This window comes from Microbacterium sp. SORGH_AS_0862 (genome assembly GCF_030818795.1).
Taxonomy (GTDB): Bacteria; Actinomycetota; Actinomycetes; order Actinomycetales; family Microbacteriaceae; genus Microbacterium.
In genome coordinates, this window is record NZ_JAUTAY010000001.1 from 420,814 (window position 1) to 441,385 (window position 20,572).

Below are 20,572 nucleotides of genomic sequence, written 5' to 3' on the forward strand. Positions count from 1 at the left end.
GCTCAGGCGAAGAGCTCGGCTCCTACGAACGATCCCTCTCGGACACCCCCGGGCACAGCCCAGATGCCCGAGCCGACGTGGCGCAGGTACTCCGTGAGGAGATCCCGCGCGAGCGCCTTCTGCAGCGTGATGAACTGCTCGGGCGAGCGCTGGTAGGAGAGGAAGAACAGACCCGCCTCCAGCGCGCCGCGCCCGTCGTTGCCGTCGACGAAGTTGTAGCCGCGACGCAGGATGCGCACGCCGCCGTTGTTGTCGGGGTGGGCCAGGCTGACATGCGAGGCACGGTCGATGCGGGCGGTGCCGGACGCATCCGTCGCGGAGAAGTCCGGCGCGGTGAACTCGTCCCCTCCCGACAGCGGGGCACCCTCGCGCTTGTCGCGCCCGATCGTGCGCTCCTGCTCCATGAGCCGAAGCCGGTCCCAGGTCTCGATCGTCTGCCGGATGCGGCGTGCGACCAGATAGCTGCCTCCGGCGAGCCAGGCGGGGCCCTCATCCCCGACCCACACGTGCTCCGCGAGCGCCGCGGTGTCGGTGGCGAGGATGTTGGCCGTGCCGTCCTTGAAGCCGAACAGGTTGCGAGGCGTGGTCTGCGCCGCGCTCGTCTTCGACGTGCGGCCGAAGCCGAGCTGCGCCCAGCGGATGCGGGCGCGACCGAACGCGATGCGGCTGAGGTTCCGGATGGCGTGGACGGCCACTTGCGGATCGTCGGCACAGGCCTGGATGCACAGGTCGCCGTCGGAGTTCAGCGGGTCGAGGTCGTCGCCGACGAAGCGCGGCAGCACCGTCAGCAGATCGGGGCGACGATCGGCGATCCCGAAGCGATCGACGCCGTCGCGCTCGAACAGCCCGGGCCCGAATCCGAACGTGATGGTGAGCGAGCTCGCGGGCAGACCGAGCGCCTCTCCCGTGTCGTCCGGCGGCGCCTGAGGCGAACCGCCCACCGCCCCCGACGCGCTGACATCGAGCCCCTGCGTCATGCGCGAGGCGGCATACGACCAGTCCTGCAGGAGCGAGACGAGGTCGTCGCGTGTCAGATCGTCGTCGAGATCGAAGGCGGCGAAGTGCAGGTGATCCTGCACTTCAGTGGTGATCCCCGCCTGATGTTCGCCGAAGAACGCGTGGACGCCGTCGGCGTCAGCGGCGGATGCGGCGCCCGCGACCGTTGTGGCGACCGCGGTGCCGCCGGCCCCGCCGATGGCGAGGCCGGCGGCACCGGCGCCGAGCAGGCCGAGCAGACCCCGCCGACTGAGCCCGGACGGCACTTCGGCGGGCTCAGCCGGCTGGGCGGCGGACTGCTGCTCGCTCACGAGAGGACGGTCACCGTCAGACGCGACAGCGGCTCTGCGAGCGCGTTGATCAGATCGGTCAGGGTGCGCTTGTCGGCCTCGGTCAGCGTCGAGTACGCGACGAACGACGTGTCCGCGCTGCCGTACGTGGCCAGCTGAGCCTCGAGATCGGCGTATCCCTTGTCAATGGCGGTCACGAGCTTCTGCCCGTCCGCGCCCTTGCTCTCGGCGAAGTCGCGGACGAGCGAGTAGGCCATCTTGGAGCCCTCGACGTTGGCGGCGAAGTCGTAGAGGTCGGTGCCGCTCCACCAGTCCTCTTCGCCGGAGATCTTGCCGTTGGCGACCTCGTCGAGCAGCGCGATGGCACCGTTCGAGATGCCCGCGATGCCCTGCGCGTCCAGCGCGCTCACGAACTCGTCGGAGTGGACGTAGTCGTTGAGCTGCGCCACATCCGCGACGAGCTGGTCGGCGTGCTCCGTACGCTGCTCGGGCGTGGACGGCGTCCAGTCCTGCCAGGCAGGGGTCGCGCCATCGGCGTTGAGCGCGTCCTGAGCGGGGACCCAGAGGTCCTTCTCGATGCGGTGGAATCCCGTCCAGTCGAGACCCTCCGCGACCGCATCCACCTCGCGGTAGTCGATCTTGGGGTCGAGATCGCCCAGGGACTCGGCGACCGGCTCGATGCGCTCGTAATAGGAGCGCACCTGCGGGAAGGAGGTGCGGGCGGTCTCGTCGTCGCCGGCGGCGTAGGCGGCGGTGAAGGCGGCGACCGCGGGGACGAGCTGCTCGACCTGGTCCTTCACGAACGCGGCGTACAGGGAGACCGCCTGCTGCTTCTGCTCCGCGTCGTCACCGGACGCGGCGATCGTCTCGCCGGTGACCGTGAAGCCCGCCCGCCCGACGCCGTCACCGACCATGCCGGGCTTGCAGAGCGTGAAGTAGTTGCCGGGCTGCGCGACCACCGTCAGGGTGCGCGAGGCGCCCGGAGCGATGTTCTCGACCTCGCCGACGATACGGAGGCCGTCCTCGGCGAGCAGGTAGAACTCGCTGACCTCCGAGCCCGTGTTCGTGACGTCGAAGGCCAGGGTGCCGCTCGTGGCGGTCGCCGTGGGCAGATCGCATGCGGAGTCGCTCGCCGTGACGGTGAGGGCGTCGGATGCGGCCACGTCGGCCTTGGCGACGCATCCGGCGAGCGCGAGCGAGGTGATGACGAGCGCTGCGGCGCCGCCGATCAGACGGGGAGCTGTCATGGGGTTCCTTGATGTGCGGGAGCGACGGCTTCTTGCGCTCGGTGGGACCGCGGGTGCGGACGCGCACCGCGGAAGAAGAGGATGCCGACCACGGCGATGTAGACGACCCATGCGATGATCTGCAGCCATGTCATCTGCGGCATGAACCCGACGGTGGCCTGCAGCAGCACGGCGACGGGTCCCCCGGGGGCGATGGCCGACGACACGTCGAAGGCCCACCCGAACGGGAAGCCGGCGAGCCCCACCCCCACGACTCCGGTCACCGCATCGATCGTGGCGGCGTCGGAGAACGGCCCCGGCAGCACCCCCGCCTCCTGAAGGTCGTGCACGCCGTACGCGAGGACGCCGGCGGCCACGACGATCAGGAGCGCGCCGGTCCAGGTGAAGAAGACCCGCAGGTCGAGACGGATCATGCCGCGCGAGATGAGCGCGCCGAGCACGACCGCCAGCGCGAGGCCCAGGACGGCGCCGCCGAGTGCGGCGGGCGCGTTGCCGAAGGACTGCACCATCGACCACAGGAGCAGGGTCGTCTCGAGTCCCTCGCGGGCGACGGAGATGAAGCCGATGACGACGATTCCCCACAGCGCGCCGGTCGCGAGGGCTCGGTCGATGTCGCCCTCGAGCGCCCGCTTGAGCCCACGGCCGGCCCGCTGCATCCAGAAGATCATCCAGGTGACCAGCGCGACGGCGACGAGCGAGAGACCGCCGCCGAGGATCTCCTGGGCCTGGAAGGTCAGCTCGTAGGCGCCGAACGTGAGGACGGCTCCGACCACGAGCGAGAGGAGAACGGCAAGCCCGACGCCGATCCACAGCCGGGGCAGCACGTCGCGCCGGCCGAGTCGGGAGAGATAGGCGGCGAGGATGCCGACGACGATGGCGGCCTCGAGGCCTTCACGCAGGCCGATCAGCAGACTCGACAGCACCGGGCATCCTTCTTTCTGGTAAGGCTTACCTAAGCCCGGAGCGAGATTACTCCTGTTACGACCGGAGGCAAATTCCATGCCGTGCGGTAACGCTCAGCAATATTTCTCCGCCCGGCGACGCCGGGACGTACCTTCGGTGCATGAGCACGCCATCCCTTCCCGTCCTCGACTTCTCCCGCCTGTCCGGCGGCCCGGATGCGGCCGCCGCGTTCCGCGACGACTTGCGCCGCGCGACCCATGAGGTGGGCTTCTTCTACCTCACCGGCACCGGCGTCGACGACCTGGCGCTGCGCCTCGAGAAGGTCGCCCGCGCCTTCTTCGCGCTGCCCGACGCCGACAAACTGGCGATCGAGAACGTCAACAGCCCGCACTTCCGCGGGTACACGCGCATCGGCGGCGAGCGCACGCAGGGCCAGGTCGACTGGCGCGAGCAGATCGACATCGGCCCCGAGCGCGAGGCCGTGACCGACCCCGACGCTCCCGACTTCGACCGCCTCACCGGCCCCAACCTCTGGCCCGAGGCTCTTCCTGAACTGCGAGAGGTCGTGCAGGAGTGGCACGACCGGCTGAGCGAGGTCGCGATCACGCTGCTGCGCCAGTGGGCGCTGGCGCTGGGCGCGGCGGAGGACTTCTTCGACCCGTACTTCGCGGACCCGGGCACGCTCATCAAGATCGTCCGCTACCCCGGCAGCCGTGAGCCCGAGCCGCAGCAGGGCGTCGGCGCGCACAAGGACTCCGGCGTCCTGACGCTCCTCTGGGTCGAGCCGGGCAAGGGCGGGCTGCAGGTCGAGCGCGACGGCGGCTGGGTGGACGCGCCGCCGGTCGACGGTGCGTTCGTCGTCAACATCGGCGAGCTGCTCGAGTACGCGACCCAGGGGTATCTCATCGCCACCAACCACCGCGTCGTCTCGCCCCGCTACCCCGAGGACCGCATCTCGGTGCCCTTCTTCTTCAACCCGGCGCTGGATGCCCAGCTGCCCCTCATCCAGCTTCCGCCGGAGCTCGCGGCACGTTCGCGGGGTGTGACCGAGGACCCCACGAACCCGATCTACGCCCGCTACGGCGAGAACGCGTTGAAGTCGCGGCTGCGCGCGCACCCGGATGTGGCGGCGATCCACCACGCGGACCTCCTGGCCGCCCGCGCCTGATCCGCCGTTCGCGGGGTGCCCGCATGCGCCGCATCCGCCCCTCCCCTACCCCTTAGCCGCGAGACTGCATCTTTCGCACGAGATCACTGTGTTTACCCGTGATCTCGTGCCGGAAGTGCGGTCTCGCGGTCATCGGGGAGCGAGGTGGGTTCAGGATGCGGCCGGCACACAAAAGCGAAGGCCGCCCCACACCGTGGGGCGGCCTTCGAAGAAAGCGATATACGCGATCGCGCTGCGATCAGCGGCGCAGACCGAGACGCTCGATGAGCGAACGGTAGCGGTTGATGTCGATGTCCTGCAGGTAGCCCAGCAGGCGACGACGCTGACCGACCATGAGGAACAGGCCACGACGCGAGTGGTGGTCGTGCTTGTGCTCCTTGAGGTGCTCGGTGAGGTCCTTGATGCGCTGCGTCAGCATCGCGACCTGCACCTCGGGGGATCCAGTGTCACCGGGGTGCGTCGCGTACTCTTCGATGATCGCCTTCTTGACGTCGTTCTCGAGTGCCATAGATGGGATCCCCTTTCTCCTCGTTGCGCGGCGCCCTCCGGCTGATCCGGGGGCTCTCTTTATCCGCGGCCGATCGAACGGCAACCTCAAAAGTCTACCAGCGTTCGGCGCCGACCCCAACCGCTCCCACCGCGGTACGCTCGCACCCGTGCAGTTCACCGTCCGCGTCAAGCCCGGCAGTCGACGCGGCCCCCTCGTCGAGTCGGATGCGGACGGCTCCCTGACTGTGCACGTGCGTGAGCGGGCGGCCGACGGCGCAGCGAACGCCGGGGTCATCGCGGCGCTTGCGGCGCACCTCGGGGTCCGCCGCGCGGACATCACGATCCGCACCGGGCACGCCGCCCGCATCAAGCGCATCGAGGTCGCGGAGTGAGTCGGATGCGGATCGCGCGCCACCTGATCGACGTGCGCCCCCTCACGACCAGCGCGCCGTACGCGCGGATGTGGATCGGGTCCACGCTCGCCGGCCTCGGGGGTCAGCTGACGATCGTCGCGGTGATGCTGCACGTCTACGCCCTCACCGGCTCCGACTTCGCCGTGGCGATGGTCGCCGTCGCAGGCCTGATCCCCATGGTGCTGGCGGGTCTGTACGGCGGGATGCTCGCCGACGCGTTCGACCGAAGGGTCGTTGCCCTCGTCGCCGCCTGCATCACCTTCGCCTCGACGGCTCTGCTGGCTGCTCTCGCGTGGTTCGGCGACGAGACGGTCTGGTGGCTCTACGCGCTCAGCATCGTCAACTCCGCCGCCAACTCCGTCGTGATGGCCACGAAGTCGGCCATCACGCCGCGCCTGCTGCCGCGGGAGCTGCTGCCCGCGGCAGCCGCCCTGAACGGCGTCACGATCGGGATCATGGTGATGGCCGGGCCCGCACTCGCCGGGGTGCTCGTGGCGACCGCGGGCTATGCCTGGACGTACTCGATCGACGTGGTGCTGATGACGTCGCTGTTCCTGGGCCTGTGGACCCTGCCGAGGCTTCGCCCGGAAGGCGAGATCGTGCGGCCGGGGCTCGCGTCGCTTCGTGACGGCTGGGCCTTCCTCCGGCGCGCGCGCAACATCCGGATGCAGTACGTCCTCGACATCATCGCGATGACCTTCGGGCAGCCGCTCGCCCTGTTCCCCGGTATCGGCGCCGTGCTGCTGGGAGGAGGCCCGGTCACGACCGGCATCCTCACCGCCGCAGTGGCGGCGGGCGCCTTCCTGTCGAGCCTGTTCTCGGGCCCCATCGGACGCGTGCGTCGGCACGGCGTGGGGATCGAGCGCGCGATCCAGGTGTACGGCGGCGCGATCGCGCTGTTCGGGCTCGTCCTGGTGGCCGCCGCCCTCGGCTGGTTCGATGACGGAGACGTCAACGTCGTCCTGATCGCCGCCGCCTGTGTCGTCCTGGCCGTCTCCGGGGCTGCCGACAACGTGAGCGCGATCTTCCGCGCGACGATGATGCAGTCCGCTGTGCCCGACACGATGCGCGGCCGATTGCAGGGGATCTTCATCGTGGTGGTCGCTGGCGGACCACGGGTCGGCGCGCTGTATGCCGGCGGACTCGCGACTCTCACGGCCCTGTGGTTCCCGCCCCTCATCGGCGGGATCGTGATCATCGCGCTCGTCGGAGTCCTCGTGCGCCTCAGCCCCGGCTTCCGCGCGTACGACGCGCTGAACCCCACTCCCTGAGCGGCGGCTCGCTGCCGTTCTGCGACGGCTTTCGGACACCGCATCCGCAGCCGGGCCGCCACGTCCGCGGCCGTCACTAGAGTCGGTGCGTGCTCACCGTCGCCCGCCCGCTCGCTCCCCCTCGCCAGGCGGTCATCGCCGTGCAGTTCGTGCTCACCGGCATCATCTGGGGCTCGAGCTTCCTGTTCATGAAGGTCGCGCTCGGCGGCCTCTCCCCCGCCCAAGTCGCATGGTCACGGCTTGTGCTCGGAGCGGTGACGCTGGGGATCTTCGTGGCGGTGCGCCGCGAGACACTGCCCGAGCGACTCGTGGTGTGGGCGCACATGTTCGTGCTGGCACTCTCGTTCTGCGTCGTGCCGTTCCTGCTGTTCTCATGGGCCCAGCAGCACGTCACCTCGGGCCTTGCGAGCATCTACAACGCGACGACCCCGATCATGACGGCTGTGATGGCCTGGGCCGTCTTCCGCGTCGAGAAGCTGCGCCTCATCCAGATCGCGGGGATCCTCATCGGCATCCTCGGGGTGATGGTCATCATCGCGCCCTGGCAGGGCCTCGCCCCCGATCAGAGCCTCATCGCCCAGTTCGCCATCCTCGGCGCCACGGCCTGCTACGGCTTCAGCCTCGCCTACATGCGCCGGTTCACATCCGACAGCGGCATGAGCCCCCTGGTCTTCTCATTCCTGAACATCGGGATCGCGGCGGTGATCATGCTCGCTCTGACACCGCTGATCGCGCTGACGCCCGTACGGCTGGATGCGGCGATCGTCAGCTGCCTCGTGCTCCTCGGCTGCCTCGGAACCGGCGTCGCCTACATCTGGAACCAGAACGTCCTCCGCGCCTGGGGGCCCACGCGCGCTTCGACCGTCACGTACATCACGCCCGTCGTGGGCGTCGTGCTCGGTGCCATCGTGCTCGGCGAGACGGTCTCGTGGAACGAGCCCGCCGGCGCCCTCGTCGTCTTCTTGGGGATTCTCCTCGCGCAGGACCGGCTGCGGCGCCGAGCCCGGACATGACGAAGGGGACGGATGCGGCCGCATCCGTCCCCTTCGCGTGCGATCAGGCCGCGACCGTGCCCTGCAGGTCGAGCTCGATCGTGACGTCCTTGCCGACGAGCACGCCGCCGGTCTCGAGCGCGGCGTTCCAGGTCAGACCGAACTCCTCGCGGTTGATGACCGTCTTGGCCGTGGCGCCGGCCTTGTAGTTGCCCCACGGGTCGGTGCCGAAGCCGCCGAACTCGAGCTCGAACGTGACGGGCTTGGTGACGTCCTTGATGGTCAGGTCGCCGTCGACGAGGAAGTCGCCCTTCTCGTAACGCACACCCGTCGAGACGAAGGTCATCGTGGGGTAGTTCTCGACGTCGAAGAAGTCGGCCGAACGCAGGTGACCGTCACGGCCCTCGTCCTTGGTGTCGATGGAGGCGACGTCCACCGTGGCCTCGACCTTCGCCTCGAGCGGGTTCTCCGGCGCGATGATCGTGGCGCTCTTCACACCGAAGGTGCCGCGCACCTTCGAGATCATCATGTGGCGCACCGCGAAGGTGACCTCGCTGTGCGAGGCGTCCAGCGTCCAGGTGCCGGCCTTGTATCCGGGGATCTCGATTGCGTTCGTGTCGGTCATGTTCGCTCCAAAACCAGGGCCGCGCGTTTCGCGGCATCGAGTCCAGTCAACCGCATCCCACGGAAACGTATTCCCTTGCATGCAAAATTCTGACGAGAGTCTTAAGAACTTCCGGTGGACCGATGAGGAAGGGCCCCGGGTGTCCGGGGCCCTTCGCGAGGTCGTGTCAGCCGACCTTCAGCAGGTCGATGATGAAGATGAGGGTCTTGCCACCGAGGAAGTGACCGCCGGCGGGACCGTACGCCAGGTGGGGCGGGATCACGAGCTCGCGGCGACCGCCGACCTTCATGCCGGGGATGCCGTCCTGCCAGCCCTGGATGAGGCCGCGCAGCGGGAACTGGATGCTCTCGCCACGTCCCCAGGAGGAGTCGAACTCTTCGCCGGACTCGTACTCGACGCCGGCGTAGTGCACCGTGACGTTGTCGCCCGGCTTCGCCTCTTCGCCGTCTCCGACGATGAGGTCGCGGATGACGAGCTCGGTGGGAGCGGGTCCTGCGGGAGCGTCGAACTCAGGCTTCGTGCGGTTGTCAGTCATGTCTCCATCCAAGCACGTCACCGCCGCCTGCGAGGCGCGGCCGGCCCTCTTGACAGCGCCCGGCGAGGGGTGGATCCTGACAGCAGAACAACTCAGCGCTCGGGAGTCACGCAGGCATCGCCGCGGCACCGGGCGCTGAGTCTTTTCCGTCAGCCCAGACGAGCGCCGGGGCGCTCCCGCATCCGCTCGCGCAGCGTCGGACCGGCAGGTGTGCCGAGTCGGCCTCGTTCGCGAAGGCGCGGGAGCACCAGCTCCCCGAACGCCTCGACATCGCGCGTTCCGAAGACCGGCTCGAACAGGAACCCGTCGAGGCCCGTCTGATCGGCGAGCTCCTCGACGCGGTCGGCGACGTGCTCGGCATCCCCCACGATCCGGAAGCCCCTCGTGCCCTTGCCACGCAGATCGTCGAGGATCTGGCGGACGGTCGGCGCCGGCGAGCCGTCGCGACCGAGGAAGCGCTCGATGTTGCTCGTGCCCATCTGACCGACGACGCCGCCGGCGGCCACCACCTCCGCGAGGGTCTTGTCGGGATCGAGCGTGAGCAGATCGATGCCGGTGTTCCCCGCGTACAGCGCCGCCACGACCTCGTCGGACTGCATGCCGTGGAACTCGCGCCAGAGCTGCTCGGCACCGGCCTGCGTCTCGTCCACGATAGCGGTGAGACCGGCCATGATGCGGATGTCTTCGGGATCGCGCCCCGCCTCGGCGGCACGGCGGCGGATGTCGGCGACCGCCGCCGCCGTGTGCTCGGGCGTCGTGGCCTGCACGAACACGCCCTCGGCGTGGGAGGCCGCGAGCGCGCGACCCTTCGGAGAGGTCCCGGCCTGGAAGATCACCGGGGTGCGCTGCGGCGACGGCGGGGCGCCGAAGTAACCGCGCGAGCGGTAGTGCGCACCCTCGAACTGGGTGCGATGGATGCGGGACGGGTCGATGTAGACGCCGAAGGCCGCATCCGCCACGAGCGCGTCGTCGTCCCAGGACTGCTCCCAGTAGCTGCGCGCGAGGGACACGTACTCCTCCGCCATCTCGTATCGGGTGTCGTGCGCCACCATCTCCGGGTGCCCGAAGAGCTCCGCGACGGCGTTCTGCGAGGCACCGGTGACCACGTTCCAGCCGATGCGCCCTCGGGTGAGGTGGTCGAGGGTGCTGAACCGGCGCGCCAGAGGCAGGGGGTGGTCCATTCCTGTCGTCGCCGTCACGACGAATCCCAGCTGCTCCGTCTCTCGGGCGAGGATCGGGATGATGGTCGACGGATCGAGACCGGAGAAGTTGATGGCCGCGGACAGGCAGGCCGCACTGATGTCGCCGTTCTGCATCGGGTAGCCGAAGCCGTCGGCGAAGAAGAGGAAGTCGTAGCCGGTGCGGTCCATGATCTTCGCCATGCGCACCCAGCGCTCGGGGTCGAGGTAGTCCGCGGCGTCGCAGAGCGGGTGCGCCCAGCTGTAGGTACCCCCGACCTGCGGGGCGTAGACCTCGAAGACGCCGAAGTGGAGATCGGTCACAGCGACTCCCCCAGCCATGCCTCGATGTCCGCCTTCGCGCGCGCCTTGAGCGCGTCGCCCGCCAGCGTGGTCTCGATCGAGCTCCACGCGCACGCGGCGAGCTGCCGGTCCGTCAGGCCGATCTGCTCGCGCGCGACGACGTACTCGTCGAGGATGCCGGGACCGAACAGGATCGGATCGTCCGCGTTGATGGAGCACCGCACCCCGGCGTCCAGCAGCTGCGGGAGCGGATGGCGGGCGAGGTCGTCGACGACGTCCAGCAGCAGATTGGAGGTGGGGCAGGTGTCGAGGCAGATTCCCCTGCGGGCCAGCTCCGCCACGAGCGCCGGATCCTCGATCGCCCGCACGCCGTGCAGCACGCGCGCGGCGCCGAGGTCGTCGATGGCCTGCCACACCGATTCCGGGCCCACCAGCTCGCCCGCGTGAGGCGCGGACTGCAGGCCTGCGGCGCGGGCGATGTCGAACGCGGGAGCGAAGTCGGCGGCGGGATAGCCCCGCTCCTCGTTCGCGAGCCCGAGGGAGACGACGCCACGACCCGCGCGCGCCGCTGCCGCGTTCGCGAGCGCGATCGCCTCGGCGAGGGGTTCGGTGCGATCGACCGTGACCATGAGGCCCACCTCGACGCCGTGACGCTCGCCGGCGATGCGAACGGCGTCGAGATGCGCGTCCAGCGCCGCTTCGACGGTTCCGAAGGCCGCGAGATAGAACTGGGGGCTCACGCCGAACTCGACGTACACCGCGCCGTCGGATGCCGCATCCGCCACGGCCTCGTCGATCAACCGCACGAGGTTTTCGGGGCGCGCGAGGACCGCGAGCAGCCCCTGGTACATGTCGGCGAACGCCGTGAAGCCGGAGAAGCCGGTGACCGGCGGGATCTCGACCGACATCTCCTCGGCGAGCTCGGCGAGCGTCGCGGGCCTCATGGCCGCTTCGAGATGGACGTGGAGATGCCCCTTGGGGAGGGCGGCGAGATCGCGAAGGGCCGAGTCGGCCATGGACGCTCCTGACGTCGAGTGAACTGGTCGGTTCACGATAGCGACGCGGTGTTTCGCTCAGATGACGCCGGAGGTCAGAGCGCGAACAGGGCGGCGCGGGCGGCGACCGTGCGTTGCAGCAGCGCGCTCTCCTCCGCGCTCGCTCGCGGGTCTCGCCCGCTGATCGCGCGCTGTCGCGCCATCGCCAATGCGGTCGCATCGGCGATGAAGGTGCGCATGATCGGCACACGGTTGCCGGTGAGCGTGCGCGCCCAGGCGAGAGCGGTGCGGCGCCCGGCAGCGGTCGCGAGCATGTCGACCTCCTGCGGGGTGAACCAGCCGACGGCGGCGTACTCGCCCAGACGCGCCCGCGTCAGGCGCGCCTCCTCGCGCCGCAGGAGGACAATCGCGACGACGAAGATCACGAAGAGGGGAATCTGGAGCGCGGCGTAGAGGGCGAAGAAGTCACCCAGGAGGGCGGACCCGTTCCACAGCGCGTGCAGGGCGATGGCACCCGCGAGCCCCACGAGCCAGGGCCCGAGTGCGCCGCCGAGTCGGACGCCTCGGCGTGCGGCGAGACCCAGCGCGAACCCGGTGACCGCGGTGAACATGACGTGGGCGAAGGGCGAGAGGATCCCGCGGACGAAGAACGTGGCGGAGGCCTGCGTGAACCCGCCCTCGATGAAGGCGCTCGCGAAGTACTGGATGTTCTCGGTGAAGGCGAATCCCGCGCCGATCAGCCCGCCGTACACGATGCCGTCCACCGGCCCGTCGAAGAACCGTCGCGCCGCCGCGAAGATCAGGAGCACACCGAGGCCCTTGCCGATCTCTTCGACGATCGGTGCCTGCACGACCGACTGCAGCAGGAGCGCGAGCTGCGAGTCACCGCGACCGAACGTCAGCAGCAGCACGAGATCGACACCGAGGGCCAGCGCCACCGCGGCGATGGCTCCCCAGCCGAGCGCGAGGATGACGAGACCCTTCGGCTCCGGCTCCCAGCGGTCCACGATGCGCAGAGCCCACAGCACGCCCGCCAGCGGCAGCAGTGCGAGAATCGCCCCCAGCAGCGAGGCGACCGGACCGATCGCCTCCAGGAAGTACCCGACCAGCACAACCAGGAGGACGACCAGCAGCGCGCCGACCCAGATGTAGAGCCCCCACGCGCGCCGGACCGGTGCGCCGACGGGCGGCTGCGAGGTCGCGGGAGCCGCAATCGGGGCGGGAACCGCGTGCACCGGCTGCGCCAGCGCGGAGTCGAAGGCCGGCGGGGTGAGAGTCGGGCGGCCGTCGGGGGTCGTCATTCCCTCAGCCTACGGTCGCCGCCGGTAGCGTGGAGGGTATGCGCTTCGCCCACCTCCGCACCGCTGCGAATCCGGAGCCGAGACTCGTCGTCGTCGACGAGGACTCCGCCGCCTTCGTCGACGCCCTCTTCCCCGACGCCCCGAGAACGCTCGAGCAGCTCATCCTCGGCGGAGACGACCTGCTGGCCCGCGTGCGGGATGCCGCGGCGTCGCCTGCGGTGGAGCGCTTCGGGTTCGCGGGAACGGAGTTCGCGTCGGCCGTCCTCGCCCCGCCGGTCATCCTCGCGGTCGGCCTCAACTACGCCGCACACTCGGGCGAGCTGGGTCTGAAGACCGACCAGACCCCGACGGTCTTCGTGCTGTGGCCGAACTCGCTCACGGGACACGAGCAGACCACGAGCTGGCCGCGCAGCCTCAGCGAATCCGTCGACTACGAGGCGGAGCTCGGTGTGATCATCGGCCGCCCCGCGAAGGACGTCCCCCCGGAGACCGCGCTGGAGCATGTGTGGGGCTACACGGTCGTCAACGACGTCACGGCGCGCGACATCCAGTTCTCCGAGGCGCAGTGGTCGCGCTGCAAGTCGTTCGACGGCTTCACCCCGACCGGTCCTTTCGTGGTCACGGCCGACGAGGTGCCCGACCCTCAGGACCTCCACATCTGGACGGTCGTCGACGGCCACACCGTGCAGGATGCCTCGACCGGGCAGATGATCCGCCCCGTGTCGGCTCTCGTGTCCCACCTCTCCCAGTCGGTGACGCTGTTGCCGGGCACACTCATCTCGACGGGCAGCCCGGGCGGCGCCGGCTACTCCCGCGATCCGCAGATCTTCCTGCGCGACCGCTCGACGGTGACGGTCGGCATCGACGGCATCGGCGCACTCACGACGCACTGCCGCATCCTCGACTGAACGACGATGGCCCCCACCGGCAGGTGGGGGCCATCGTCGTCGCACATCGACTCAGCGGGAGGGGCAGGACTGCGTCACCCCGTTGATCTGGTACGAGCCGTTGGGATTCTCCAAGCAGTACCGCATCGCCTGGTCGAAGACGCTCACGAAGCTCACGATGAGGATGATCCCCACGATGATCCCGATCACCATGAGCACGGAGCTGACGATGATGGCCCAGACCGCGGGAAGGTTGCGCACGCCGGCCTTGCGGCTCTGCACGAGCGCGACGATGCCGAGGATGAGGCCGATCAGCTGCGCGAAGAACGCCACGATGAGCGCCACGATGCCGAGCGTCTTGCCCGGCACCGGTGCGCCGGGGGTCGGCTGGCCGGGAACCTGGCCGGGCACGGGACCGGCGGCGGGCGGCGCCGCCTCGTAGGCCGGGGGCGCCGTCGGATACGCCGGCGGCGCGGCGGGGTAGGCCGGCGGGACCGGCGGGGTGTTCTCGGGCGATCCGGTCGGGTCGGTCATGATTCCTCCTGATTCGGCGCGGGCACGGTGCGCGCTCCGACGTTATCGGCTGCGTCACGCGGCCGCACGGACGACACTCAGTCCTGGGTCGGAGTGAGGCTCGTATCGATGATAGGGATGGCGGCCGTGATGGCCTCGAGCCCCGACAGTCGAGCGGGTGACAGCTGCTTGAGCACCTCGTCGCGCGGCATGAGGCCGGCCTCGACCACGAGATCGGCGACGTTGCGGCCGGTGAGCAGCGCCGTCTTCGCGAGCGCCGCCGCGGCCGCGTATCCGATGAAGGGCGTCAGAGCGGTGATCGCACCCACCGAGGAGCCGACCATGGCGCCCAGGCGGTCGTGATTGGCGGTGATGCCCTCGACGCAGTTCACCCGCAGCGTCCACATCGCCTGCCGCATCCAGGTGATCGACTGGAAGATCGAGTGCGCGATCACCGGCTCGAAGGCGTTCAGCTGCAGCTGGCCGCCCTCGACCGCCATCGTGACCGTCATGTCCGCTCCGACGACGGCGAACGCCACCTGGTTCACGACCTCGGGGATGACGGGGTTGACCTTGCCGGGCATGATGCTGGAGCCCGCCTGACGTGCGGGCAGGTTGATCTCACCCAGGCCCGCCTGCGGACCGCTGGAGAGCAGCCGCAGGTCGTTGCAGATCTTGGAGAGCTTGATCGCGTTGCGCTTGAGCGAGGACGAGAACGACATGAACGAGCCTGTGTCGCTCGTGGACTCGACGAGGTCGTCGGCCGTCGCAAGGTCCAGTCCGGTGATCTCGCGCAGGTGGCGGAGCACGGCGGGGGCGTAGTCCGGATGCGTCGTGATGCCCGTGCCGATGGCGGTGGCACCCATGTTGACCTCGTGCAGCAGCCAGGCGTTCTCCCGCAACCGGTGCAGGTCCTCCCCCAGCGTCGTGGCAAAGCCGTGGAACTCCTGCCCGAGTGTCATCGGCACCGCATCCTGCAACTGCGTGCGGCCGACCTTGAGCACGTCGTGGAACTCACGCGCCTTGTCGAGGAACGCCTCGCGCAGCAGGTCGAGCTCGACGAGGAGGCTCTGCAGGGTGAGCGAGAGTCCGACCTTGATGGCGGTCGGGTACACGTCGTTCGTCGACTGGCTGCGGTTCGTGTGATCGATCGGCGAGAGGAACGCGTAGTCGCCCTTCTGTCGACCCGCGAGCTCGAGCGCCACGTTGGTGATGACCTCGTTCGCATTCATGTTGGTCGAGGTGCCGGCGCCGCCCTGGATGACACCGACCACGAACTGGTCGTGGTGCCGGCCCGAGATGACCTCCTGCGCGGCTCGATCGATGAGCGACGCGCGTTCCGCGTCGAGCACCCCGATCTCCCGGTTCGCTCGGGCAGAGGCCTGCTTGACCATCGCGAGCGCCACCACGAGGTCGGGGTAGACGGAGATCGGGCGTTTGGAGATGTCGAAGTTCTCGAGGGCCCGGGCCGTGTGGATGCCCCAGTAGGCATCGGCGGGGATCTCGAGGCTCCCGAGGGAGTCGGTCTCGGTGCGGGTACGCGTCGTTGCGTGCTCTGGCATGCGTTGTCCTTGTGGGTCGTCGGCCGGTTGCGTGACCGAGCCTAATCGCCGTGCTCCCGCGTGCCACCGGACACGGCGTACACCCCGGACCCGGTACCCTCCCGGGCGGCGAGCGTCAGCGGGGACGCTTGCGCGAGAAGGCGTCCAGCCTCTCCGAGGGCGTGAGAGCGGCCATCTCCGCGACCCACTCCGGCGTGAAGAAGTCCGCCGTCTCGGCGTCGACCACCGGGACGACGGCGTGCGTGACGGTGTCGTCGTAGACGTGCACGAGGTGGAACGACTGCCCCGCATCCATTCCGTTGACCTCGTCCGCGGGGCGGGCGAGATCCATCGTGTAGCACGTCGCAGCGGCCACGCTCACGGGTACCCCGGCGAAGGTCCCGGAGGTCGAGTGGTGGAGGTGCCCGGCGAGGATGCCGCGCACATCGCTGTCGCGGACGACGTCGGCCAGCCGGTGCTGCTCACGCAGCTCGAGGATGTCGAAGAACGGGATGTGGCTGGGCAGCGGCGGGTGATGCAGAGCCAGCAGCGTCCCCAGCGGCGCGGGCGTTGCCAGCACCTCGGCCAGCCAGGCCAACTGCGCATCGTCGATCTCGCCGTGGTGCCAGCCCGGCACGGTGGAATCGAGCACGATCAGACGCAGGCCGTCGAGGTCGTGGACGGCGGTGATGGGCTCGTCGCTCGCCGCACCGCCCAGCAGTTCGGTGCGCAGCGGCGCGCGTTCGTCGTGGTTGCCCGCGACCCAGACCAGCGGCGCACCCCACCGTCCGGCCGCGGGTTCGAGCACCTCGCGCAGCGCACGGTAGGCCTCGGGCTCGCCCAGGTCCGTGAGATCGCCCGTGCAGACGACCGCGTCGGGGCGGATGCGGGTGCGATCGATCGCGGCGACGGTTCGCCGAAGGTTGGCCAGCGTGTCGTAGCGCCCGCCCAGCGCCGCGTTGCCGGCGAGGAAGTGCGTGTCGCTCAGGTGGACGATCGTACGCAGAGCAGGCGGATGCTGCCCGAACTGCACGGCGGCGGGTGCGGCACTCATACCGCCACCCTACGGCCGGCCGCCGACGCAGCGATCAGTGGCCGATGACGATGAGCAGAAGTCCCGACAGCACCGCCAGCGCGCAGAAACCGAAGGCGGCGCACGCGACGGCGAAAGCCAGCCGCTTCTGCGCGTCGGTCAGCGGCGAGCGCTTGGCCGCCTTCGCCGCGGCCTTCTCGGCCTTGGCGCGCTGCTTGTCTGTCATGACGGTGATCGCGTCGGTGAACTCCGCCGGCGCCACCACCGGTGCACGTCCGGCACGCACCAGCATCCGGAGTCCGAGCGCGTAGCTTCCCACCACGGCGACGGCCGCGATGAGGGCGGCGAAGAAGACCTGCACGAAGGCGAGCCAATCGATCTGGACGTCCATCAGCGCTGTCCCTTCTCCTGACGGGCCCGCTCTCGCTCCAGGCGACGCTGACGACGCGTGGGCGGCGGGTTGCGCTTGACCTTGACGGCGCGACCGGAGTCGGCGACCTCGCTCATGGCGTTGGCGGCGGTGACCTCGTCGCGGCGCGAACGCAGGAAGAGCAGGAGCACGATGATCACGGCGAGGACCGCGTCGATCGCGATGCCCCACGGACCGAGCCAGGCGACGATGAGGGCCGCTGCCGCGCCGACGATGCCGGCGGCCGGAAGCGTGAGCAGCCATCCGATCGTGATCCGACCGACCGTCCGCCAGCGCACCTTCGCGCCGCGGCGACCGAGCCCCGACCCGATGACCGAGCCGGACGCCACCTGAGTGGTCGACAGGGCGAAGCCGAGGGCGCTGGAGGCGAGGATCGTGGCGGCGGTGGAGCTCTCCGCGGAGAATCCCTGGGCCGGCTTCACGTCGGTGAGCCCCTTGCCGAGCGTGCGGATGATGCGCCAGCCGCCCATGTACGTGCCGAGGGCGATCGTGAAGGCGCAGGCGAAGATGACCCAGAGCTGGGGATCGGCGTGGGCCGAGTCCTGCCAGCCGGCCATGATCAGCGCCAGGGTGATGACACCCATCGTCTTCTGCGCGTCGTTGGTGCCGTGGGCGAGGGCGACGAGGGAGGAGGAGAAGATCTGCCCCCAGCGGAAGCCGTCGCGGCCGTCCGGCTTGCCGTCGTAGCGACGGGTCACGGCGTAGGCGAGCTTGGTCGCGGCGAAGGCGATCACACCCGCGGTCACCGGGGCGATCAGGGCCGGGAGGATGACCTTGCTGAGCACGACGCCGAAGTCGATCGCATAGGCGCCGATACCCACGAGGGTCGCACCGATGAGACCGCCGAACAGCGCGTGCGACGAGCTCGAGGGAAGACCCAGCAACCACGTCAGCATGTTCCAGGTGATGGCTCCGATGAGCCCGGCGAAGATCAGCGGGAGGAAGGCTCCGGGTGAGATCTGATCCTCTCGCACGATGCCGTGCGAGATGGTCTTGGAGACCTCGGTCGACAGGAACGCACCGACGAGGTTGAGTCCCGCCGCGAGCAGCACGGCGACCTTCGGCTTCAGGGCACCCGTCGCGATGGGCGTGGCCATCGCGTTGGCGGTGTCGTGGAATCCGTTGGTGAAGTCGAAGAAGAGCGCGAGTCCGATGATCAGGACGACGATCAGTGCTGCGGTTTCCACCGTTCGCTTTCGGGGAGAGGGAGAAGGAGGGAGAGCCGAGCGAACGGCGGCGCGAACGAACAGTTCACCGTGAAGTCGGCATTCGTTAACCCGACCACACGGAATCCTTACATCGCCCGCCCTCTCGGTCAACTCAGTGCGCCGGGCGTAACCGTTCACCCGCGCCGATGCGTTCCGCCCGATCGTCGTGGGCGCACCCTCAGGGCGTGGCGACGGCCTCCCATGAGGCGGAGAGCGCCGACGCGCGCACCGCGTCGACGATGTCGGCGGCACGTGCGCCGTCGTCGAACGTGGGAAGGCCGTCCGGAGCCTCCCCCCGCACGGCGGCGTGGGTGTCTGCGACGAACGTCGCGAAAGCATCGCCCCATCCCTGCGCGTGCCCTGCGGGAAACGCGTTCAGACGGGCCTGTGCCGGCGAGGGCTGTGCCTCGGCGCGCCGCAGGATGCTCGCCCCGTTCGTCGTGCCGAACCACACCGTCTCGGGCGTCTCCTGGTCGAACACGGCGCTGGCAGAGGTGCCGTCGATCTCGAACCACAGCCGGTTCTTGCGTCCCGCGGACACCTGCGACACCACCACGCTGGCGGGAACACCCGAGCGCGTGCGCAACGCGACGATCGCCGCGTCCTCGGTCTCGACCGGGGCGTTCGGCCGTTCGGCCGTCCCCGCGCCACCGAAGGCGTGATCGCTGCCGACGGGACGCTCGGGGTGCGCGAGCGCGAACTGGGCGGACGCGGCGTCGAAGCGTTCCCCGCTGACGAACTCGACCAGATCGCACCAGTGCGAACCGATGTCCGCGAAGGCGCGCGAGCTGCCGCCGAGCGCGGGGTCGACGCGCCAGTTCGCTGTGCGCGCGTCGAGCATCCAGTCCTGCAGATAGGTGCCGTGCATCAGCAGGACTCGTCCCAACGCGCCCTGCGCCACACGGGAGCGGATCTCGCGCACGAGCGGGTGGTAGCGGTACACGAAGGGAACCGTCGCGACGACCCCCGCCCGTCGGGCGAGTTCTGCCAACTCATGCGCTTCGGCGCCGTCGAGCCCCAACGGCTTCTCGCACACCACCGCGACGCCGGCCGCCAGAAGCGCCCGCACGTAGGGCGCATGGGTCGCGTTGGGGGTGCACACGTGCACGATGTCCGGGCTGTCGGCCAGCAGCTCCTCGAGATCGGGATAGCCTCGACCGCCCCATTGCTCCGCGGCCTGCGCGCCCCGCTCCGGGCGGGAGCCGAGCACACCCGTGAGCCGCCCCCCGACCGTGCGGACCGCGCGCGCATGGACCTCCGCGATCATGCCGGTCCCGATGATCGCGACGCGCAGTGCGCTCACGCGGCGAAGGTCTGCTCGACCCACCCGCGACTGCGACGAGCGCTCGCATCCGGATCGCCGTGCAACTGGTCGACCTCGATGACCAGCCAGCCGTCGAAGTCGTCCCGCAGCTGCGCCAGCACCCCGGCGATGTCGATGTCGCCACTGCCGGGCTCGAGGAAGAACGGCTGCGAGGCCACGCGTTCGTACGGGCCCGGGTTCGCTCGACTCTCGGCGAGGAGGGCTGTGGAGTGGTCCTTGATGTGCAGGTCGATCACGCGGTCACGGTGACGCGCGACCATCGCCACCGGATCGATGCCCGCCCACGCCAGGTGCCCCAGATCGAACGATGCACCGAGCACCTGCGGGTCGACCTCGGCGAGCACGGTCTCGATCTCCTCCTCGGTCTCGACCCAGGTGCCCACGTGGTTGTGCAGCCCCGCCCGGACACCCTCCGCGCGCAGGATGCGGCCCGCCTCGGCGAGCATGTCGGCCTGCCGCAGCAGCCGGTCGCGGTCGGCGAGGTATCCGACAGCCGCGCGCTCGGACCAGCGCGGCAGCCGGTAGTCGACCATCGGGGCGAGGAAGACCGTGTCCAGGCCGAAGTAGAGCGATTCCTCCGCCTTGCGCCGCACCGGATTGAACCAGCGCGCCCACTCGGCGCTGCCGGGAGCGATCTCCAGCCCCTCGTCCTCGGGCAGCCCGATGGAGGCGTAACCCGGCGCGACACGCAGGCCCGCGCGTTCGATCATCGCCGCATAGCTCTGGAGGGTCTGGGTGTCCAGGACCTCCATCATCGTGGCGTCGAACCCGGATTCCGCCACGGCGGCGAGCACCTCGGGGTAGTCGGCCACGAACGACGGCTCTCCGTATCGCCATCGCCCCGTGCTTCCGGGGACGGCGGGATCGGGCGGCAGGTTGGTCCACTGGATGGGGTTGAGGGCGACCTGTGAGCGACGGATCGTCATGCGA

21 protein-coding genes are annotated in these 20,572 nt (G+C 69.7%); 5 read left to right on the forward strand and 16 right to left on the reverse strand.

Annotation, left to right across the window (positions count from 1 at the left end):
* Nucleotides 1-2 precede the first annotated feature (2 nt).
* The 3 genes from efeB to efeU are packed head-to-tail and all read right to left on the reverse strand — an operon-like array spanning nucleotide 3 to nucleotide 3,456.
* A complete protein-coding gene (gene efeB, locus QE377_RS02055) occupies nucleotides 3-1,307 on the reverse strand; it encodes an iron uptake transporter deferrochelatase/peroxidase subunit (RefSeq protein WP_307319220.1) in 1,305 nt (434 codons plus the stop codon).
* Complete coding sequence (gene efeO / locus QE377_RS02060; RefSeq protein WP_307319221.1) at nucleotides 1,304-2,533, reverse strand: iron uptake system protein EfeO; 1,230 nt, start codon at nucleotides 2,531-2,533, stop codon at nucleotides 1,304-1,306. Before efeO ends, efeB begins: the two co-directional genes overlap by 4 nt.
* On the reverse strand, nucleotides 2,530-3,456 hold the full coding sequence (efeU, locus tag QE377_RS02065; protein ID WP_307319223.1) for an iron uptake transporter permease EfeU: 927 nt from the start codon (nucleotides 3,454-3,456) through the stop codon (nucleotides 2,530-2,532). Before efeU ends, efeO begins: the two co-directional genes overlap by 4 nt.
* A 140-nt stretch (nucleotides 3,457-3,596) precedes the next feature.
* On the opposite strand from efeU, the gene QE377_RS02070 reads away from it, so the two are divergent.
* On the forward strand, nucleotides 3,597-4,604 hold the full coding sequence (locus QE377_RS02070; protein ID WP_307319226.1) for an isopenicillin N synthase family oxygenase: 1,008 nt from the start codon (nucleotides 3,597-3,599) through the stop codon (nucleotides 4,602-4,604).
* Nucleotides 4,605-4,842: 238 nt separating this feature from the next.
* On the opposite strand, the gene rpsO is transcribed toward QE377_RS02070, so the two are convergent.
* Nucleotides 4,843-5,112 (reverse strand): 30S ribosomal protein S15, encoded by a 270-nt coding sequence (rpsO, locus tag QE377_RS02075; protein WP_137416542.1) that lies wholly within the window; start codon nucleotides 5,110-5,112, stop codon nucleotides 4,843-4,845.
* Between the two features lie 148 nt (nucleotides 5,113-5,260).
* Here rpsO and QE377_RS02080 point away from each other — a divergent pair, with 148 nt between their 5' ends.
* The 3 genes from QE377_RS02080 to QE377_RS02090 all read left to right on the forward strand — a co-directional run bounded on the left by QE377_RS02080 (nucleotide 5,261) and on the right by QE377_RS02090 (nucleotide 7,790).
* Nucleotides 5,261-5,485, forward strand: coding sequence for a DUF167 domain-containing protein (locus QE377_RS02080; protein WP_307319228.1), 225 nt, complete (start codon nucleotides 5,261-5,263; stop codon nucleotides 5,483-5,485).
* 5 nt (nucleotides 5,486-5,490) lie between these two features.
* The gene (locus QE377_RS02085) at nucleotides 5,491-6,777 is read left to right on the forward strand and encodes an MFS transporter (protein WP_307319230.1); all 1,287 of its coding nucleotides are present in this window, start codon (nucleotides 5,491-5,493) and stop codon (nucleotides 6,775-6,777) included.
* Between the two features lie 89 nt (nucleotides 6,778-6,866).
* Nucleotides 6,867-7,790 carry a DMT family transporter gene (locus QE377_RS02090; RefSeq protein WP_307319233.1) on the forward strand — a complete coding sequence of 308 codons (924 nt, stop codon included), beginning with the start codon at nucleotides 6,867-6,869 and terminating at the stop codon, nucleotides 7,788-7,790.
* 43 nt (nucleotides 7,791-7,833) lie between these two features.
* On the opposite strand, the gene QE377_RS02095 is transcribed toward QE377_RS02090, so the two are convergent.
* The 5 genes from QE377_RS02095 to QE377_RS02115 form a co-directional block, all read right to left on the reverse strand.
* Nucleotides 7,834-8,394 (reverse strand): YceI family protein, encoded by a 561-nt coding sequence (locus QE377_RS02095; RefSeq protein WP_243227171.1) that lies wholly within the window; start codon nucleotides 8,392-8,394, stop codon nucleotides 7,834-7,836.
* Between the two features lie 166 nt (nucleotides 8,395-8,560).
* A complete protein-coding gene (locus QE377_RS02100) occupies nucleotides 8,561-8,929 on the reverse strand; it encodes an FKBP-type peptidyl-prolyl cis-trans isomerase (protein WP_307319237.1) in 369 nt (122 codons plus the stop codon).
* A 149-nt stretch (nucleotides 8,930-9,078) separates the two neighbouring features.
* Nucleotides 9,079-10,431 carry an NtaA/DmoA family FMN-dependent monooxygenase gene (locus QE377_RS02105; RefSeq protein WP_307319239.1) on the reverse strand — a complete coding sequence of 451 codons (1,353 nt, stop codon included), beginning with the start codon at nucleotides 10,429-10,431 and terminating at the stop codon, nucleotides 9,079-9,081.
* Entirely contained in the window at nucleotides 10,428-11,426 is a 999-nt protein-coding gene (gene add / locus QE377_RS02110) for an adenosine deaminase (RefSeq protein WP_307319241.1), read from the reverse strand. The genes QE377_RS02105 and add overlap by 4 nt, the downstream gene beginning before the upstream one ends.
* A gap of 74 nt (nucleotides 11,427-11,500) precedes the next feature.
* Nucleotides 11,501-12,706 (reverse strand): PrsW family intramembrane metalloprotease, encoded by a 1,206-nt coding sequence (locus QE377_RS02115; RefSeq protein ID WP_307319244.1) that lies wholly within the window; start codon nucleotides 12,704-12,706, stop codon nucleotides 11,501-11,503.
* 38 nt (nucleotides 12,707-12,744) lie between these two features.
* Here QE377_RS02115 and QE377_RS02120 point away from each other — a divergent pair, with 38 nt between their 5' ends.
* Nucleotides 12,745-13,614, forward strand: coding sequence for a fumarylacetoacetate hydrolase family protein (locus QE377_RS02120; protein ID WP_307319246.1), 870 nt, complete (start codon nucleotides 12,745-12,747; stop codon nucleotides 13,612-13,614).
* A 51-nt stretch (nucleotides 13,615-13,665) separates the two neighbouring features.
* Here the strand turns inward: QE377_RS02120 and QE377_RS02125 are convergent, their stop codons facing one another.
* The 7 genes from QE377_RS02125 to QE377_RS02155 all read right to left on the reverse strand — a co-directional run bounded on the left by QE377_RS02125 (nucleotide 13,666) and on the right by QE377_RS02155 (nucleotide 20,568).
* On the reverse strand, nucleotides 13,666-14,127 hold the full coding sequence (locus tag QE377_RS02125) for a DUF4190 domain-containing protein (protein ID WP_307319247.1): 462 nt from the start codon (nucleotides 14,125-14,127) through the stop codon (nucleotides 13,666-13,668).
* A gap of 77 nt (nucleotides 14,128-14,204) precedes the next feature.
* Nucleotides 14,205-15,668 carry an aspartate ammonia-lyase gene (locus QE377_RS02130; protein ID WP_307319251.1) on the reverse strand — a complete coding sequence of 488 codons (1,464 nt, stop codon included), beginning with the start codon at nucleotides 15,666-15,668 and terminating at the stop codon, nucleotides 14,205-14,207.
* Nucleotides 15,669-15,783: 115 nt separating this feature from the next.
* Nucleotides 15,784-16,701, reverse strand: coding sequence for a phosphodiesterase (locus QE377_RS02135; RefSeq protein ID WP_307319254.1), 918 nt, complete (start codon nucleotides 16,699-16,701; stop codon nucleotides 15,784-15,786).
* Nucleotides 16,702-16,735: 34 nt separating this feature from the next.
* Nucleotides 16,736-17,071 (reverse strand): peptidase, encoded by a 336-nt coding sequence (locus tag QE377_RS02140; protein ID WP_307319255.1) that lies wholly within the window; start codon nucleotides 17,069-17,071, stop codon nucleotides 16,736-16,738.
* Nucleotides 17,071-18,297, reverse strand: coding sequence for an inorganic phosphate transporter (locus tag QE377_RS02145; protein WP_243227161.1), 1,227 nt, complete (start codon nucleotides 18,295-18,297; stop codon nucleotides 17,071-17,073). The genes QE377_RS02140 and QE377_RS02145 overlap by 1 nt, the downstream gene beginning before the upstream one ends.
* Before the next feature lie 199 nt (nucleotides 18,298-18,496).
* Nucleotides 18,497-19,621 carry a Gfo/Idh/MocA family protein gene (locus tag QE377_RS02150; RefSeq protein WP_307319258.1) on the reverse strand — a complete coding sequence of 375 codons (1,125 nt, stop codon included), beginning with the start codon at nucleotides 19,619-19,621 and terminating at the stop codon, nucleotides 18,497-18,499.
* Complete coding sequence (locus QE377_RS02155; protein ID WP_307319259.1) at nucleotides 19,618-20,568, reverse strand: sugar phosphate isomerase/epimerase; 951 nt, start codon at nucleotides 20,566-20,568, stop codon at nucleotides 19,618-19,620. Before QE377_RS02155 ends, QE377_RS02150 begins: the two co-directional genes overlap by 4 nt.
* Between the last annotated feature and the right edge of the window lie 4 nt (nucleotides 20,569-20,572).